At 39.6% G+C, this 17,218-nt stretch carries 15 protein-coding genes and 2 pseudogenes; 11 read left to right on the top strand and 6 right to left on the bottom strand.

Annotation, left to right across the window (positions count from 1 at the left end; all coding sequences use genetic code 11):
- The first annotated feature begins 507 nt into the window (after positions 1–507).
- The 9 genes and pseudogenes from AS180_RS18435 to AS180_RS22830 all read left to right on the top strand — a co-directional run.
- Entirely contained in the window at positions 508–2,571 is a 2,064-nt protein-coding gene (locus AS180_RS18435) for a BglG family transcription antiterminator (protein ID WP_062687284.1), read from the top strand.
- On the top strand, positions 2,572–2,838 hold the full coding sequence (locus tag AS180_RS18430; protein ID WP_062687283.1) for a PTS sugar transporter subunit IIB: 267 nt from the start codon (positions 2,572–2,574) through the stop codon (positions 2,836–2,838). It abuts the gene before it with no gap.
- 26 nt (positions 2,839–2,864) lie between these two features.
- Positions 2,865–4,133: a PTS ascorbate transporter subunit IIC gene (locus AS180_RS18425; RefSeq protein WP_062687282.1), complete on the top strand. Its 1,269-nt coding sequence runs from the start codon at positions 2,865–2,867 to the stop codon at positions 4,131–4,133.
- 119 nt (positions 4,134–4,252) lie between these two features.
- A complete protein-coding gene (locus tag AS180_RS22835) occupies positions 4,253–4,414 on the top strand; it encodes a hypothetical protein (RefSeq protein ID WP_156413511.1) in 162 nt (53 codons plus the stop codon).
- Positions 4,415–4,586: 172 nt separating this feature from the next.
- Positions 4,587–6,521 carry a zinc ribbon domain-containing protein gene (locus AS180_RS18420; RefSeq protein ID WP_062687281.1) on the top strand — a complete coding sequence of 645 codons (1,935 nt, stop codon included), beginning with the start codon at positions 4,587–4,589 and terminating at the stop codon, positions 6,519–6,521.
- 34 nt (positions 6,522–6,555) lie between these two features.
- The gene (locus tag AS180_RS18415) at positions 6,556–7,452 is read left to right on the top strand and encodes a DUF6574 domain-containing protein (protein WP_062687280.1); all 897 of its coding nucleotides are present in this window, start codon (positions 6,556–6,558) and stop codon (positions 7,450–7,452) included.
- A gap of 70 nt (positions 7,453–7,522) precedes the next feature.
- On the top strand, positions 7,523–8,665 hold the full coding sequence (locus tag AS180_RS18410) for a TcaA 3rd/4th domain-containing protein (protein WP_062687279.1): 1,143 nt from the start codon (positions 7,523–7,525) through the stop codon (positions 8,663–8,665).
- A 141-nt stretch (positions 8,666–8,806) separates the two neighbouring features.
- Complete coding sequence (locus tag AS180_RS23940; RefSeq protein WP_257788889.1) at positions 8,807–8,932, top strand: hypothetical protein; 126 nt, start codon at positions 8,807–8,809, stop codon at positions 8,930–8,932.
- Positions 8,933–9,151: 219 nt separating this feature from the next.
- Positions 9,152–9,268, top strand: a pseudogene (locus AS180_RS22830) (GNAT family N-acetyltransferase); the annotation flags it as partial.
- Positions 9,269–9,396: 128 nt separating this feature from the next.
- On the opposite strand, the gene AS180_RS18405 reads toward AS180_RS22830, so the two are convergent.
- The 6 genes from AS180_RS18405 to AS180_RS18380 all read right to left on the bottom strand — a co-directional run bounded on the left by AS180_RS18405 (position 9,397) and on the right by AS180_RS18380 (position 14,835).
- Complete coding sequence (locus AS180_RS18405) at positions 9,397–9,558, bottom strand: hypothetical protein (RefSeq protein ID WP_156413510.1); 162 nt, start codon at positions 9,556–9,558, stop codon at positions 9,397–9,399.
- Positions 9,559–9,672: 114 nt separating this feature from the next.
- Complete coding sequence (locus AS180_RS18400; RefSeq protein WP_025911774.1) at positions 9,673–9,891, bottom strand: hypothetical protein; 219 nt, start codon at positions 9,889–9,891, stop codon at positions 9,673–9,675.
- 91 nt (positions 9,892–9,982) lie between these two features.
- On the bottom strand, positions 9,983–11,236 hold the full coding sequence (locus AS180_RS18395; RefSeq protein WP_062687277.1) for a C40 family peptidase: 1,254 nt from the start codon (positions 11,234–11,236) through the stop codon (positions 9,983–9,985).
- A gap of 388 nt (positions 11,237–11,624) precedes the next feature.
- On the bottom strand, positions 11,625–13,337 hold the full coding sequence (locus AS180_RS18390; protein ID WP_062687276.1) for a methyl-accepting chemotaxis protein: 1,713 nt from the start codon (positions 13,335–13,337) through the stop codon (positions 11,625–11,627).
- Between the two features lie 134 nt (positions 13,338–13,471).
- Complete coding sequence (locus AS180_RS18385; RefSeq protein WP_062687275.1) at positions 13,472–13,735, bottom strand: hypothetical protein; 264 nt, start codon at positions 13,733–13,735, stop codon at positions 13,472–13,474.
- A gap of 245 nt (positions 13,736–13,980) precedes the next feature.
- On the bottom strand, positions 13,981–14,835 hold the full coding sequence (locus AS180_RS18380) for a TetR/AcrR family transcriptional regulator (protein WP_062687274.1): 855 nt from the start codon (positions 14,833–14,835) through the stop codon (positions 13,981–13,983).
- A 204-nt stretch (positions 14,836–15,039) separates the two neighbouring features.
- Here AS180_RS18380 and AS180_RS18375 point away from each other — a divergent pair.
- Both AS180_RS18375 and tnpA read left to right on the top strand, forming a co-directional pair.
- Positions 15,040–16,638, top strand: a pseudogene (locus AS180_RS18375) (efflux RND transporter permease subunit); the annotation flags it as partial.
- A 164-nt stretch (positions 16,639–16,802) separates the two neighbouring features.
- Positions 16,803–17,201: an IS200/IS605 family transposase gene (tnpA, locus tag AS180_RS18370; RefSeq protein WP_062687273.1), complete on the top strand. Its 399-nt coding sequence runs from the start codon at positions 16,803–16,805 to the stop codon at positions 17,199–17,201.
- Positions 17,202–17,218 lie beyond the last annotated feature (17 nt).

Below are 17,218 nucleotides of genomic sequence, written 5' to 3'. Positions count from 1 at the left end.
GTCATGATTTTCACTCCGGCTTGCTCGCTTTCCGCAGGGCTCGGCCTGAGCTTCCTCGTAAACTGCGGGATCTCAGAACACTCGCTAGTCCTGCAGGAGTCTTGCATCCTCCGTTTCAATCATGGGCTATCTGGAATAGAAGGGAAAACAATTACTTCTATGTATTGTTTGAGTGTGGAAGAGGGGAGAACGCACGCAACGAGTCATGATTTTCACTCCGGCTTGTTTGCTTTCCATGGGACTCGCGTTAAGCTAACCTCGTATGGGTCTCACACCTTTTCGCTCTTTGTTTTTGAAAGAGGAAAGAGGGTGCACAATATTCCATACTTGCCTTTTTAACTAGAGGTTTGACTACATCTTATTAAAAGAAGAAAAGCCCACAACAAAAAGTTTGTTACAATAACGGCAGAGTATATTTGTGTGCAGTGGAGAGAACAAGAAAGGGTTTTAGAAAACGTTTTCTTTGCTGTGGTTATAGCGTATTGTAGAGATAAGGAGGAACACAACATGGTTTTAGATGAACGAAGCGCAGCGCTGTTGCAGAACTTGCAGCAGGTAAAAAGCTTAACGATGGCAGAACTTGAAGAAAAGACCAGTCTGACAAGAAGACAAGTTCAGTATGGGATGAAAAAAGCAAATGATTGGTTAGAAGCGCACGGCTATGAACCTATTCAGTTTGATCGAAAAGTAGGGTACTACTTGATTGCTAGTCTTCCAGTGAAAGATTTACAGGCAAAACTGACAAAGCAAAGCTACGTGTTTTCAGAAAGTGATCGTGAACAAGTTTTCTACCTAATGCTGCTTCTTAGTGAGGAAGAACTGTCCGTTTATCATTTTCAAAGTGCGGTAGGCGTTTCGCGAAATACCGTGTTGAAGGACCTTCAAAAATTAAAAAAGAAAGCCAAGAGCTATGGTCTAGATATTCACTATTCAAAAGTGAAAGGATATGTCATAAAAGGCGAGCATGAGTCGAAGCTTTATCTCCTTGAGCAAATCATTCATGAGCTTTTGCAAAACGGCAGCAGTCAGCCGGTTGTTACGTGCATTTGGGGAACGAAGCAAGCTCAGCTTAAACATATTCAAAGTGAGCTTGAAGGAGCGGAACATCAGCTTGGCGTGTCTTTTACAGATGAAAGGCTAGAGGAGCTATCGTTTTTATTTTTAGCACTAGACCAATTAATTTGTAAGGGTGACACCTTGCCATACCAAGAGAGTTGGCAACCTTTAATTGAAACAAATGAGTACAAGGTAGTCGAAGCATTAACAAATAGCCAAGTGTTCTCACCGGCTTGGAGCAAGGATGACAAGCTGTATGCAACGCTTCATTTACTTGGAATGAACCGAACAAAAGACGTTTCTCCTTTTCAAGAAAATGAACTGATTGAAACCTGCTTGCTTTCGGTTATTGATGAATTTGAGCGCTTGTCTTGTATTGAACTGCAGGATAAAAAAGAGCTGTATCAGCAGTTATTTGTTCACTTTAAGCCTGCGTATTATCGCATGAAGTATCAGCTTACGCCTGCTCATACGATGGTTGAGCGAATTAAGAACGTGTATCCAGAGCTATATCACTTAACGAATAAATCGCTTTGGCCGATGAGGAAAGAACTTGACTGCCCGATACCTGAAAGCGAAGTTGCTTATTTTACCGTTTATTTTGGCGGGTGGTTAAGAAGACAAGGAACAACATTAGATGGTAGAAAGCGAGCAATCGTCGTTTGTCCAAACGGCGTAGGAATTAGTAATATCCTTATTTATACACTGCGCGAACTTTTTCCAGATCTTTTATTTTTGGACGCTTTGTCTGTTCGCGAGATGTCGACGTATTCATTAAGCTATGATCTTATCTTTTCAACCGTTCACTTACGAACGAACGCACTGCTGTTTGTCGTTCCACCGATTTTAGGCGTAGAGGATAAAGAAAAATTAAAGCAGCACGTCATGCAGGAACTGTACGGCTATACTTCCAATCATGTGGACTTAGAAGCGGTTATGAAGGTCATTGAAAGCTACGCGACAATTCATCAGCGTAAAGAGCTGCAGAGCGCGCTTCAGTGGCAGCTGCAGACGCACATGCAAAAAACAACGAAGTATTCATTAGAGGAGGTGGAAAAGCCTGTGCTTAAGGAATTATTGACGGCTGAAACGATTCAGCTGAAGCCAAGCGTTTCAAGTTGGCAAGAAAGTATTGAAGAAGCAGCCGCACCGCTTTTGAAGATTGGCGCCATTGAAAAAAGCTATGTGGAAGCTATGATTACTTCTATAGAAGAAACAGGACCTTATGTCGTTATTACGCCAAGGGTTGCGATTCCACATGCTCGTCCTGAACACGGAGTTCGCTCACTGTCTATGAGCTTATTAAAGTTAGATGAGCCAGTGGATTTTGGAGGAAACAAGCCGGTTCAAATTATCATTGTGCTGGCCGCAACGGATAATGAGTCACATTTAAAAGCGCTCGTTCAGCTGACGCAGCTTTTAGGTGAACCAAGTAATATTGAAGATATCATTGCTAGCTCAAGCGTTGAACATATTTTAACTTATATTAACCAATATTCAGAGGAGGAAATGTAAATGAAAATCATGGTTGTATGCGGAAATGGATTAGGAAGCAGCTTTATTATGGAGATGAACGTAAAGAAAGCGTTAACAGAGATGGGGAAAACAGCAGAGGTGGACCACACGGATTTAGCATCAGCAAAAACGGAAAAGGCCGATGTATTCATCGGAGCTGCTGATATTGTCGGTCAATTAAACGACGGTACGCGTCAAATCGTGACGTTGGAAAATATGATGAGCATTCCAGAAATCAAATCAAAGCTAGAGCCAATCGTTTCATAATTCCTGATCAATAAGGGGGTCAGACTATGTTAGACATTATTATGAAAGACATCTTAGGAACACCGTCCATTCTCGTTGGTTTGTTTGCGCTTGTTGGTTTACTTCTTCAGCGCAAGCAAACCGCGGACGTTGTGTCCGGTACGTTAAAAACCGTTATGGGCTTTATCATTATCGGAGCGGGAGCAGCCGTATTAACGGGATCGCTTGATATTTTCAGCAATATGTTTGATAAAGCTTTTAACGTGGCAGGCGTTATTCCAAATAACGAAGCGATTGTCGCGGCTGCTCAAAGTAAATTCGGCACATCCACCGCTTTAATTATGGTGTTTGGGATGATTGCTAATATTCTATTAGCAAAGTTCACTCGTTTCAAATATATTTTCTTAACCGGACATCACACGCTGTTCATGGCTTGCTTAATTGCAGCCACATTATCGATTGGTGGACTTCAAGGAGTTCCACTCGTGCTGATTGGATCCATACTTTTAGGTTTATGTATGGTATTATTCCCAGCTATCCTTCAGCCGTATGTGCGTCAAATTACGGGAAGTGACGATTTTGCCATCGGACACTTTGGAACAATCGGTTACTTCGTATCGGCGAAAGTCGGAAAATTAGTCGGGAACAAAGAAAGAACAACGGAACAAATCAAAGTCCCTCAATCTTTAGGTTTTTTGCGAGATACGTCCGTTGCGGTTTCGCTGACGATGACGATTTTCTTCTTAGTTGTGGCACTGTTTGCCGGACAAGAGTACATTGAATCTACTTTATCCGGCGGATCAAACTTTATTGTGTTTTCATTCATTCAAGCTATTACGTTTGCAGCAGGTGTGTACATCATTTTAGCCGGAGTTCGCATGCTGATTGCTGAAATCGTTCCGGCGTTTAAAGGGATTGCGGATAAGGTTGCGCCTGACACGAAGCCAGCGCTTGACTGTCCAACGGTCTTTCCATTCGCACCAAATGCAGCGATCATTGGGTTTTTATTCAGTTTTATTGCAGGGTTATTATCCATGTTCTTCTTACCTCTACTAGGTTTAAAAGTCATCGTACCAGGTCTCGTGCCGCACTTTTTCACAGGTGCAGCAGCCGGTGTATTCGGGAATGCAACGGGTGGTCGTAGAGGGGCGATGGCAGGAGCGTTCTGTAACGGTTTAATCATCAGCTTCATTCCAGCTCTTCTATTAGTATTTATGGGAGACGTTGGATTTGAAGGAACAACCTTTGGTGACTCTGACTTTGGTGTCGTTGGAATCCTGATTTTAATGATTATGAAACTATTGGGATTATCTTAACTAAAAAAAGAGACTGAGACATAAGTAGTTCAGTCTCTACTATACCTGAACGATTGAGAGTTCATAACTTTTAATCATTCAGGTTTTTTGTTGATTGTGAAAACAATGTTGGAAACAGGGTGGAATGGAGCGTAGGACACTCGACTCCTACGGGAAAGAGAGGAAAACGTGAGATCCCGCAGCGCAGCGAGGAAGCTCAGGTTCCTCCCCGCGGAAAGCGAGTGGCCGTAGCGCAATGGAACGAATGTGTTGAGACAAATCAAAGAGATGGGAACAGCTAGTGTTCGTCTTTTAAGATTAAAAAGTTGTTGGCCTGGATGTGATTGTTAAAAATAGAAAATTAATGGTTAAAAGTTAGAGAAACCTACCGATATAAAGAACTGTGGATAAATGATGGGTATTTTTTCATGATTCTTTTTACTTATTTTATATTTAAAAAAGGAGGTTATGCGTATGGCATTTTGTAAAGAATGCGGAACAAACCAACAAGAAGGAGCGCAGTTTTGTCAAAACTGTGGAGAACCGTTTGAGCAACAGTTAGCTCAGCCCACAGAGCAAACGGTAACCACAAATTCACGACATACACAAAAGTCACCAATGACGAAAAAGAAAAAGGCGTTAATTATCTCAGTTAGTGCTGCTATCGTAGTATTATTCGGTGGGTATCAGTACGGAAAAGCAGCCACTGATAAAGATAAAATAATTGATCGCTTTGAAACGGCTCTTATTGAACAAGATGAAAAAGAGGTTGCTAGTTTTCTAACATCTACAGATCCGAGTTTGAAGATTGGAGAAAAGGATGTCAAAGGCTTTGTAAGCTACTTTAAGAAAAACCCTGATGAACGAAAAGACGTTATTAAGTTTTTAAAGAGACAGTCAGCATCAATGGATGGCTCAGCTGTGAGCGTATTAGGTAATGAGCTAGAAGATAGTCCTATTAGGCTAAATAAAGGTGGTAAAACAGCTCTTATCTTTGATAAGTATTCAGTTCAAGTGGACCCTGTATATGTCGACATTAGCACTAATTACAAAAATACGGAATTATACATAAATGGTAAAAAGATTGATACGGCAACATCGGATGATTTTAAAGACACATACGGTCCTTATTTGCCTGGTACTTATAAAATTGAAGGTAAATTAAAAGCTGATTTTGTGGACTTAGTAGCTAAAGAAAACGTAGAGCTTACTAATACAGTGGATACAGAAAACGTTAACCTTTCATTAGACGGCTCGGATGTTACGGTGTATACCGGAATTGAAGATGCAGAGATTTCGTCTAACGTATTGATTGATGGAAAAGACGTTGGCGTAGATTTAGCAAAAAAAGATACGTTTGGTCCAGTGCTAACAGAAGGTTCTATGAAGCTACAAGTAAAAGCTAAGCTTCCTTGGGGAGAAGCTACGACTGCTAATCACGCAATTGATGGGTCAGAAGTGTACGTGAACTTTGGCACCGATAAAAAAACACAAGATGCGCTGATTGATACGATTGTGAGTTCAACAAAAGGGTGGTTAAGTGCATACACGGCTCAAGACCCAAGTAAAGCTGTAAATGTAACCGCAAATCACTTAGCAAATTTAAAAGAAAACATTAGCTATGATCAAGATATTAGTCGTCTGTATAAAAACAAGTATATTGGCACGACGTTTAATTTAGATGATATGGATATTCGATATGAAGATGGAGACTGGACGGCTACCGTATATGGGCTTCAAGAATACGAAGAGGCTTATTACTACCAAGGTGACATTCCAGAAATGAGCAAGCAAAATACCTTTATGGAATACACGCTAATTTATGATGAAAAACAAGAAAAGTGGTTAGTTCATAACGCTTCTAGCACATACGGTGAGTTATCGAAAAAAGTGAAAGAAGTCATGGAAGATAAGCCAAAAACGTATCAAACAAGCGCTAGCTCATCATCAAAGAAAGATAGTGAAACAAGCGAAGAAGTAGAGACAGCAGAGACTGTGAATGAAAGTTCGGAAGACGAAAGTGAAGAAGGGCAAGCAAACTATTCATCTGACGAAATTGGTTCGTTTATGGCCAACTATATGGACGCAACAATTTCTTCTATTAATAACGAAGATTTCTCTATCGCATCACCTTATATTGACCCCAATGGTCCAAAGTATAAAGAACAAAAAGATTACACAGCGTATCTAAATGAAAAAGGAATTACGGAAGAGCTACATACGTTTGATGTGAAAAACGTAAAAGATCTAGGAGACGGTCTATACGAAGTCTCTACATATGAAGAGTATACAATTTCATATGCTGATGGAACTAGTAAACAAGCAAACTTCAATACGGTTCATCAAGTAAAAGATAGTGACGGAGAACTAGGTGTTTACAAGCTTGTTAAAACGACTGAAACAAATTAAAAGTAGCATAACATCTAGAGGGAGGATTTTATAAATGCAATGTTTAAACTGTGGTCATCATAACGATGGCGGAAAATTTTGCGTAAAGTGTGGAAAAAAATTAGAAGCAGTGGCTGCTCAGCAAGCAGCAGCAGGAGTAGAGGCTGTGCCAACTCAGCAGCCAGCTCAACAACAACCAATACCGAACTATTCACAACAACAAGTGCCACAACAACCGAATCAACATGTAGAAAACGCAAAGAAAATTTCAAAACTGTACATCGGTTACTTTATGCAAGGCTTAAAAAACCCAACTGCAACGGCTCAAGGAGTACGTGGAGAACAGTTTATTAATGGTCTTATTACAATGATTCTTTTTGCTATCAGCATACCGCTAATGATTTATCTTGGAATTGATTCTATCTTAGATAAAGTGCTTAATAAATTTTCAGTTCTACTATTGCCTTTGCTAGGCTCAGATTTTATAGATCTAAGAGAAGATTTGAAGAATGTAGTTAAGTTGGATTTCACGGATATTGTTATTATTAATGGACTTATTTCTATGTTATGTATTGGTGCAATTGTTCTTGTAACTTTTGGAGCTGTTAAGCTAGCAAAGGTTAATGTTTCTATTCAAGATGTCTTTGCACGTTTTGGTGCATTTTTAATTGCCCCAACAGCGGTGATGCTTGTGGGTGTAGTATTCGCTTTATTAGAGATTTCACTATTTTCATATATCTTAGGTTTTGGAATCCTAGGATTATTTCTAACAGTAGCATTTACAATTTTAAGCTTTAAGCACAGTGACTCAAATGGCTTAGATAGTGTCTATGGTACGCTACTTACTTATATCGTTATGGCAATTTTACTTGTACTTTTTGGACGACACTTAATTGAAGCCGTTGTTTCTAGTCTGGGTTCTAATATGCAGGATACGTTTGGTGACTGGTAACACATTAGAGTAAATCGTAGAAAAAGCATCGTGGCTAGACGGTGCTTTTTCATGTGAAGGAGAATAAAAGATGAGTTATTGTAATAATTGCGGTTATAAAATGAATGAAGAACAAACGTTTTGTCCCGAATGCGGAGAAGTTGTGAATCCTTCCAAAACAGCTACTACTGAAAGTGCACCCCCTGTTCAGAAGAAAGTAATGGGATTAAAAGCAAAAGTTATCACAGCTACTGTTGTGGCTTTAGGTGCGATAGCATTTGGAGGGTTCTACATTGTTGATAAAAAGGTTATGTCACCAACTGCCATTTCAGATACATTCATAGAAGCTGTTCAACATAAAGACATCAAAACGGTTAAAAAGTTTGTGAATGAAGGTCAGATTGAATTAAAAGCTAGTGATCAGCAAGTTGAGCAGTTTGTTAAATATGTACATGACAATCCAAAAATGCTGACAGAAATGTCAAAAGGGTTAAAAAAGGATGCAGATGTATATGAAAATCGTGTGCAAATGGCAACAAGTGATGAAGCTACCTCTTCACACGTTCAAATCGAATCTAACGGCAAGAAATGGATCTTATTTGATCATTACACGATTCGTGTTCAGCCTGCTTATGCGGAAGTAACGTCTAACTTGGAAAAAGCAGATGTTTACATTGATAATCAAAAAGTAGATACTATCAAAAATGCAGATGAATCCCAAACAGTTGGACCATTTTTACCTGGAGAACACGAAATGAAATTGTCTACAAAAGGTGATTATGGAACCGTTGAAATGAAACAAACGATTGAGTCAACGGATAGCGATGAAGAAATAAGTGCTGACTTTGATTGGGGAGATCATTACGTTTCGTTATACTCTGATTACTTTGATGGAACTGTATTCGTAAACGGTAAGAGTACAGGTAAAACGGTTGAAGAGCTTGAATACATTGGTCCGGTTAATTTAGATGGATCAGTGGAAGTACATGCAGAACGAAAATTTGGTTCGAAAACGAAGAAAACACCAGCTATTACTCTTGAAGGTGACATTGTGGAGTATATTGCTGTGCATACGGATATTACTGAGCGTAAGCGTATGGAAAAACAGCTTGAGTTTGAAGCGTTCCACGATGGACTAACGAGGCTTCCGAACCGTGAAATGCTTTACCAAAACTTAAACAACTTGATAGAAAAAGGAACATCAGGGCTTGTGTTGCTTTTTTTTTTAGGCTAATGCTGTCGAATGAGATGAATATGTCAAGTTTTATATCTTTATAGGAACTTTTGTAGAAAGCATTTCCCTTTTCTGTTAAAACCTTCATAATGAATTTAAACAACTAAATAAACGGAAAAAACGGTGAAGGGAGAAAGGAAGATGAAGGAAAAGAATGAGTTAACGTTAGAGGATTTTATTACAGAGGATCAATTTGATTTAGAGATATATTTAGACTATCTTTTAAAGCAGTCGCGCTATCAGCCACCGGTTGAATCAGTAGGTTGAAAGGGACAGGTTATTAAAAAAGCAGATGAGTAGTAAAGAAAATGGTGAAAAATAGTTATCTACGTTATCATTAGTCTGAATATTTAAAATAAAAGTAGTTTGGTAAAGGAGCGTTCATTATGACAACTACGTATATCGTTATCTCAGCAGTGAAACAGGAGGGAACGTCTGCCTAAATGTGTGCGTTCCCTTATTATGAAAGGGGAACAAATGGATGAAGTCGGCTATCACCCAAACAATGAAAGAGCACAAGAGCTCTACGCATCGCTTGGGTTTACGGATGAGGGAAACCGCTTTGGAAGAGAGATGGCGGTTGTAAAATATATGGAAAGTTAGAAATTAAAAGAGGAGTTGGGTACCCGCCCAGCTCCTTTGCTATTGTTAGACATAAATTGAATCAGAAGATTAAACATAAGAAAAAGAGTTTGGGATATAACAAAATGATGGCTTCTAAAAGACGAACACTAGCTGTTCCCATCTCTTTGGTTTGTCTCAACACGTTCGTTCCATTGCGCTACGGCCACTCGCTTTCCGCGGGGAGGAACCTGAGCTTCCTCGCTGTGCTGCGGGATCTCCGTTTTCCCTCTCTTTCCCGCAGGAGTCGAGTGTCCTACGCTCCATTCCACCCTGTTTCCAAACTGGTTTTGCCCAATCAACAAAAAACCTGAACGATTAAAAGTGATGAACTCTCAATCGTTCAGGTATAGTAGAGGCTGAACTACTTATGTCTCAGTCTCTTTTTACAGCATAATCGCAGCTAATATAATGAGTCCAAGCGTAACGGCGTTAATACTCATTTTAAATTTGTCGCCTTTTTTAATAGCTAAGAACAGTTCAAATGCGATAATAATTGCCAGGATGACTAGCGCAATCCATAGCGGTAAGTTAAAGAAATAAACGCTTAAAATAATGACGGCGTAAATAATGCTTAAAAACATGCTTTTCTTTGCTTCAGTCATAAGAAAGCTCCTTAGTGGTTATGTATAATAGATATTCCTATTAAAAAATTTACCACCTTTAGAGGGATTATTCAAATTTCTAGAAGAATGTTTAGCTTTCTCCGATGCGCTTTGCCCCGTAATATTTAGGTGCCCAATAGCTATCTGCCTTCATATTTGTCACCGTTACGCCTTTTGATGGTGTGACGTGAACAACATAGTCATTGCCGATATAAATAGCCGGGTTTAAAGTAGAGGCTTTAAAAAACACGATGTCACCAGGTTGAAGATTATTTTTCTCAACCGGTGTACCGACGTTCCACTGGCTTGATCCGTAGCGAGGTAAGTCAACGTTTAAAGCTTCTTTATATACGTACTGTACAAATCCACCTGTATCAAAGCCATCAGGAGTTGTCCCACCGCTTAGATAAGGCACTTCTCCGATATATTTCGTAGCGGTGGATACAACGGGGCCTTCTTTCGGTAAAGATAACCCTTCAAAGCGTCGGACTCCCGCAAACTTAGACGTCCAATAGCTGTTTGACACGTAGTCAATCGCGACGTTTTCACTGCGTTTAGCGTGAATAAATTGACCTCCTCCAATGTAAATTCCAACGTGTGAGATACCTTCGCGGTACGTATTTTGGAAGAAAATCACGTCTCCAACCTGCATATCTTCTTTTGCAATTTCGGTTCCTACTTTCCACTGCTGGTCAGTTGAGCGTGGAAGATAAATATCTTTAGCTTGCTCAAATACATACTGAACAAAACTTGAGCAATCAACGCCTTCTTCAATTGAATCACTGCCAAATACGTAAGGTGTGCCAATGAGTTTAAGTGCCTCTGCAACTAACGGATCTTCTTTTGCGATTTCAGGTGAAGACGTAATATGTTTTGCGGTCACAAATTTAGGTGACCAAAACGAGCTGTTTGCAAAATTTTGTTGAATTACTTTTCCTTTAGAAGGGGAAGGGTAAATCATATCGCCATTGCCTACATAAATCCCTACGCTTGTCACGCTTCCATCTTCTTTTGAGCTAAAGAATACTAAATCACCAGGTGCAATTTCTTCACGAGAAATGGTTTCACCAAGCTGTGATTGCTCTATTAATGTACGTGGAAGTTTAACGTTAATGGCTTGCTTCCAAACATACTGTACGAGGCCTGAACTATCAAACCCTTCTTCAAGGGATTCTCCCCCTGTTGTGTGAGGGGCACCCAGCATTTCTTTCGCTTTTTGCGTAAGTAGTGCCGATGCTGTTTCAGTTGCCTCTACGTGCTCTGGTGATGATGAAAGTGAAGAAAACGGCGTAGCTAAAAGGCCAACGCTAAGTGTTGCAATTAGTAACGGTTTGTATGGTTTCATTTTGACTATCTCCTTATCATTCTAAATATCTATATTTCTTATCGGAAGAGAGTTTAAAAGGATAATAAACTTATCTAATTCTGTGTATAAAATAAGATAAAAGAACTAGTTACCTGAAAAATAAAAAGAAGGTGGGACATAACAAAACAAATTTCCAAAAAGACGAACACGCCCTTTTCTCACTTCTTTACGTTGGCAGAACACGTTCGTTCCATTGCGCTACGGCCACTCGTTTTCCTTCTCTTTCCCGCAGGAGTCGAGTGTCCTACGCTCCTGTTTCCAAACTAGTTTTTCCCAATCAGCAAAAAACCTGAACGATTAAAAGTCAGGAACTCTCAACTGTTCAGGTTTATCATTTGCTGGATTACTTATGTCTCAGCCTCTTTTTTTAGACTTTGAATCGTTGAATTGATTCTTGGAGTTCCTGTGCAAGACTTGCTAGAGCAGTAGAGGAAGCTGTTATTTCTTCCATCGAAGCAAGCTGCTCTTCCGTTGCAGCAGCTGCATTTTGTGTACTGCTTGCTGCTTCTTCGGCGACGCCGTTTACTTCAAAAACAGCTTGCGTTACTTGAGCGGTACCAATCGATAGTTCTTCTACCGTTGCGGTCACTTCTTTAATTTGAGCCGCTAAATCCGTTACCGTCTTGTTAATTGTTGCAAACGACGTACCGGCTTTTGTTGTTACGTCCATTCCTTCTTTTACTTCTGCTAAAGCGGAGTCAATTGACTCTGTAGTTTGCTTCGTTTCATTCTGGATAAGTGTAACAAGCGCTGCAATTTGCTCGGCTGATTGAGCTGACTGTTCAGCTAATTTACGCACTTCAGCGGCAACAACTGCAAATCCTTTCCCGTGCTCACCAGCACGAGCAGCTTCAATTGCTGCATTTAGCGCCAGGAGATTTGTCTGGCCCGCAATATTTGTAATCACTTCGTTAATACGCTCAATTTCGTTTGAGCGCTCGGCTAAGCTTTGAAACACGGTTGATAAGCCAATGACCGTATCGTTAATAGAGTTCATTTGTGTATTAACCGTTTGAATGGCTGTGCTACCTTCTGCAGATAAATGAGATGCTTCTTTAGCTGTTGTAGCTGCTTTGTCGATATGGTCATATACAACGCTTGAGGACATTGCCATATTCTCAATAACTGCCATTGACTTTTCAACAGAGCCGACTTGTTGCGTTGCACCATCAGCTAATTCTTGCATCACGCTTGAAATATGCTGACTTGCCGCCGTGCTTTGCTGAGCGCTGGCGCTAAGCTGCTGTGAAGAGGCTGCGACCTGCTCAGACGTCATATTGGTAGTTTGAATGACGCGTCGAGTATTCTGAATTAAATCTGTGAACGCATTTGTCAAAACTCCAATTTCATCCTTTGATTTGTAAGTGCTTTTGACAGTGAAATCACCGTCAGCTGCTTGTAAGGCTAACGTGCGCAGTTCTCGAATTGGTTGTGCAATTAAGCGACCAATAAAGGTGCCAATAGTTATTAATAAAAGAAGCGCCACACCTGCTACAATCATTGTTAAATTTGTTGCTTCTTTAGCATCTTGTTGGTTTTGTTTATAGATAACTTCGGCTTGCTGTGTATTTAATTCTTGAAGCGTTGCCAAATAGCGATTCGCAAAACTACGAACAGGGGCGACTTCGCTTGTATATAACTCATATGCTTCGTCCTTTTTATTTGTGGTTGCTAACTCAATTGTCTGATTGCGTAAGTCTCGCAATTCATCAAGCTTATCTTCATAGGATGCTAGTGCTTTTTCTTGCTCTGGTAACATCTTAATTTTTTTGAGTTTTTCTAAGTTTTTGTCCTGTGTACGAAGGATACTAGTAATCTGAGTGTTCAGCTCTCCGTTACGTCTTGGTTCCTTTGTAATCATCATTTCTAAAACAAACGTATCTAGCGCGCGGTTGTTGGTCTGAATCTGTTGAACAAGGCTGTTTGGAATTAATTGTTCCGTATACATAATCTCAGATCCACGAGTAGTGAATTGGGTGGATAGGTAGCCAATCGTTCCAACAATGATGAGAGAAATAGAGGCTATGGTAAGTAAAATGAAAAATTTCAATGAAAGCTTTAAATTACGAAGAATATTCATCCGTTTTCTCCTTTGAAAATAAAATTAAATGCATATTGTAGCTACTACATATATCGGACTATTTGCCTAAAAATTTAGAGTCATAAAAAATTGTCTGGATAAATAAAAAAGCCATCCGCAAAAGCGGGTGGCCATTATGCTTTGAAATGTCGAATGGACTCCTGGAGTTCTTCAGCCAACTCTGCAAGAGAGTTAGCTGAAGCTGTAATCTCTTCCATTGAAGCGAGCTGCCAGCCGCTTGTTCGGATTTTCACTTGGGTGATGGAATTTGTTACTGCGGTAGTTCCGTTTGATACTTCCTCGATGGTTGCCGTTACTTCTTGAATTTGAGCCGCTAAGCCCATAATTGCATCATTAATCGTGGCAAACGATGTGCCTGCTTCAATCGCGATACTCATTCAGTATATTTACTATATCGGTAGAGAAAGAGAAGTGTTTAAAAGGTGGTTGAAAAATGTCGCATTCTTTGCGAATCGACTATATGCGAAGTGAAGATAGAGGGAAAATATATTTTTCCTTTTCATAGATTATAGACTGGGTTCTAAAGTTAAATAGAAGTAACATACAGTAGCAAATAAGGAACAAACATAGAAAAGAGTAAAGTCCCTTACCTGTGTAAAGGTAGGGGACTAGCTTCCTGAATTTATTGTTTGTTTGCATAATAACCTAAAATGACGTTTCGATAATGATGGAGGCTAGGATAATCGTCAAAGTTTGAAAGCATTCCTTGAATAACAGGAATTCGCGGCTTTTCTTTCATTATTTCTTCCTTAATCACTTGAAGCGTTATGAATAGCTCTTCTTCGTCTAGCTTTTGAATTTCTTCTTCTAAGTTGGCTACAATTTTTTCAAGGTTTGTTTCATTATCAAAAAGGAAGCGAGATAATAGTTCGTTTGCTTTGTCATTCGTGAGTAGGGGAGTATCGTTATGAATATCCTTTACGATGCTGTCCATTCTGCTCAAAATGAAATTTGCAAGTTTTGTTAGATCTATGTCTTCATTTGACAGCAAGATGACGCGCATATATGAATGAATCATTCCGTCAATTAGAAACGTTAAGTCCCACGAATACTTTTCTACGTCTGGACCATAGATTGCTAACATGCTTTGACGATAATAGCGGTGCGCTTCCATTTGTTTTTCAAACAGTAGCTTCTTAACCGTTTCATTTTGCGGAATAGCTTGTTCTTTGGCAAGCATAATGAAAAATTCGCGGTGGTTAATAAAGTGTGAAAACCATGCGGCCTGCTGGTGAATAAACTTTTCCCGAGGGCTCTGATTGGTCGCTGTTTGTTTATCGAATGCTTCGCTAATTATGGCAAATTGATGCTGCAAGATCGCTAATAATAAATCATCTTTGGATTTAAAATGTAAATAAAACGACCCTTTTGAAATGCTGCTTTCCGTTGCAATCTCTTGAACCGAGGTTGCCGAAAACCCCTTGTGTGCAAATAGCTTCATTCCAGCTTCAATAATTTGTGTATTCTTCTCAGTCATGAAAGAACCCTCCTTAAACACTTAGTTTCCCCGTATTTTAAGAGACCAAAACCTCTTAATTCGTTATGGTATCTTTTCGTTCCTTATCAAAATAGTTGACAGATAATCACTAGGACAATTATAGTTGATTTTGTGCTGACTGACCAGTCAGTTTAAAATTATACCGAATGCATGACACTTAAGCAAAAAGGAAGGTGCTAGTTATTGAAGGGGTTAGTTAATTTCGTTTTAAAGAATAAGTTAGCCGTATGGTTATTAACGATTATTGTCACCGTATCGGGTATTTATGCTGGAACAAGAATGAAAATGGAAAGCATACCTGATATTTCTGTTCCGTACCTAATCGTGATGGACGTGTATCCAGGAGAGACGGCAGAACAGGTTATGGAAGACATATCAAGACCAATGGAACAAAATATCGAAGGCTTAGAAGATGTGAAGGCTGTTTACTCAAACTCATCTGCCAACGTATCTCAGGTTCAAATCGAATATGAGTACGGTGTGGATATGGATGAGAAAAAGCGTGAGCTAGAAGCGGCGCTTGATAACGTCACGCTGCCGGAAGACGCGGAAGAGCCATCGGTTATGGCGATCAGCATGAACATGATGCCAGTTGTTGCGTTATCCATCAGCAGAGATAAAGAAGACATTGTTGAGTTATCTTCAACAGTACAAGACACGGTTCTTCCTAAAATTGAAAACATCGACGGCGTAGCAGGCGCAACGCTCACAGGTCAACATATTGAAGAGGTAAACCTTGTCTACAATCAAGACAAAATGAAAGAGCTTGGCTTAACAGAAGACAAAGTCAAAGAAATGGTTCAAGCAAGCGATATGTCACTATCACTCGGCTTAAAAGAATTTGAAACAGGGAAAGAAGCTGTTTCACTCGATGGTGATATCACAACGATTGAAGACTTAAAAGACGTGTTAATTCCAGTTACACCAACTGCTCAAAACCAAAATCCGTTTGTGAAGCTAGGAGATATTGCAACAATTGAAACGGTTGGTAAAGTGCCATCTATTTCGCGCACAAATGGAAAAGATGCGATTTCAATTCAAATTACGAAAACGCAGGAAGCAAATACCGTAGAAGTTGTTAATGCGGTGAAAGATTTAATTAAAGATCAAGAAAAAGAGATTGATGGCTTAGCAATCGACGTAACGCTAGACCAAGGTGAACCGATTGAAGAATCCGTATTTACGATGGTAGAAAAAGCGCTATTCGGTGGTTTATTCGCCGTTATCATCATCTTGTTGTTCTTGCGCAGCATTAAATCTACCATTATCTCAATCATTTCAATTCCAGTTTCCATTTTCATGGCACTACTGCTACTAAACTGGCTTGATATTACGCTAAACATTATGACGCTAGGGGCTATCACAGTAGCCATTGGTCGTGTTATTGACGACTCGATTGTCGTAGTGGAAAATATCTACCGACGCATGAACTTGTCCGACGAAAAACTTCGTGGCCGCGCGTTAATTCGTGAAGCAACGATTGAAATGTTTAAACCAATTCTTTCGTCTACGCTCGTAACGGTTGCTGTATTCGCGCCGCTCATGTTTGTTGGCGGTATGGTTGGTGAATTATTCAGACCGTTTGCTTTAACAATGGCATTCGCGTTAGGAGCATCACTACTCGTTGCGATTACGATTGTACCAGCGCTTTCTCACTTCTTATTCCGTAAAAACTTATCGGGTGAAAAAGAAGTAAAAGCGCATAAAGAAGGTGGAAAACTAGCAAACTGGTATAAAGGTTTCCTAGGAAAAGTCTTAAACCATAAAATTATTGCATCTTTAACGAACTTCCGAAAGAAGTCTCCCTCTTCAAGCGTGTGAAGGGCGTAGCCCAACGGTAAGGGGGAGATGAATTTCGGTTGGGCGACAGCCCAAAGACTTTTCCTTTTGCCTTTATGCTGAATATGTTATAATCAGTCTTATAAAGCATAAGTATTGATATAACAATGAATTTAGACAGTAATAACCATTCAGTGTTCTTGATGTATTATCATCTTGTATTAGTGGTTAAGTATCGAAGGAAAGTAATAGATGACACCATTTCAGACTATGCCAAAGATAAATTTGTGTCTTTGAGCGAAAAATATAATATCACATTGCTTGAATGGAACCACGATAATGACCATGTTCATATTTTGTTCAAAGCACAACCCAACAGTGAATTATCGAAATTCATCAATGCCTATAAAAGTGCGAGTTCGAGACTCATCAAGAAAGATTTTCCTCATGTTCGTAAAAAGTTATGGAAAGAAATGTTTTGGTCAAGAAGTTTTTGTTTGTTGACGACTGGTGGTTCACCTATTGAAGTAGTTAAAAAATATATTGAAAATCAAGGGATAAAGTGAGGTGATTTGATATGGCT

Source organism: Priestia veravalensis (assembly GCF_001457055.1).
Classification (GTDB): Bacteria; Bacillota; Bacilli; order Bacillales; family Bacillaceae_H; genus Priestia; species Priestia flexa.
Note: the sequence above shows the minus strand (reverse complement) of the source record. Positions and strands in the feature narration are given on the sequence as shown.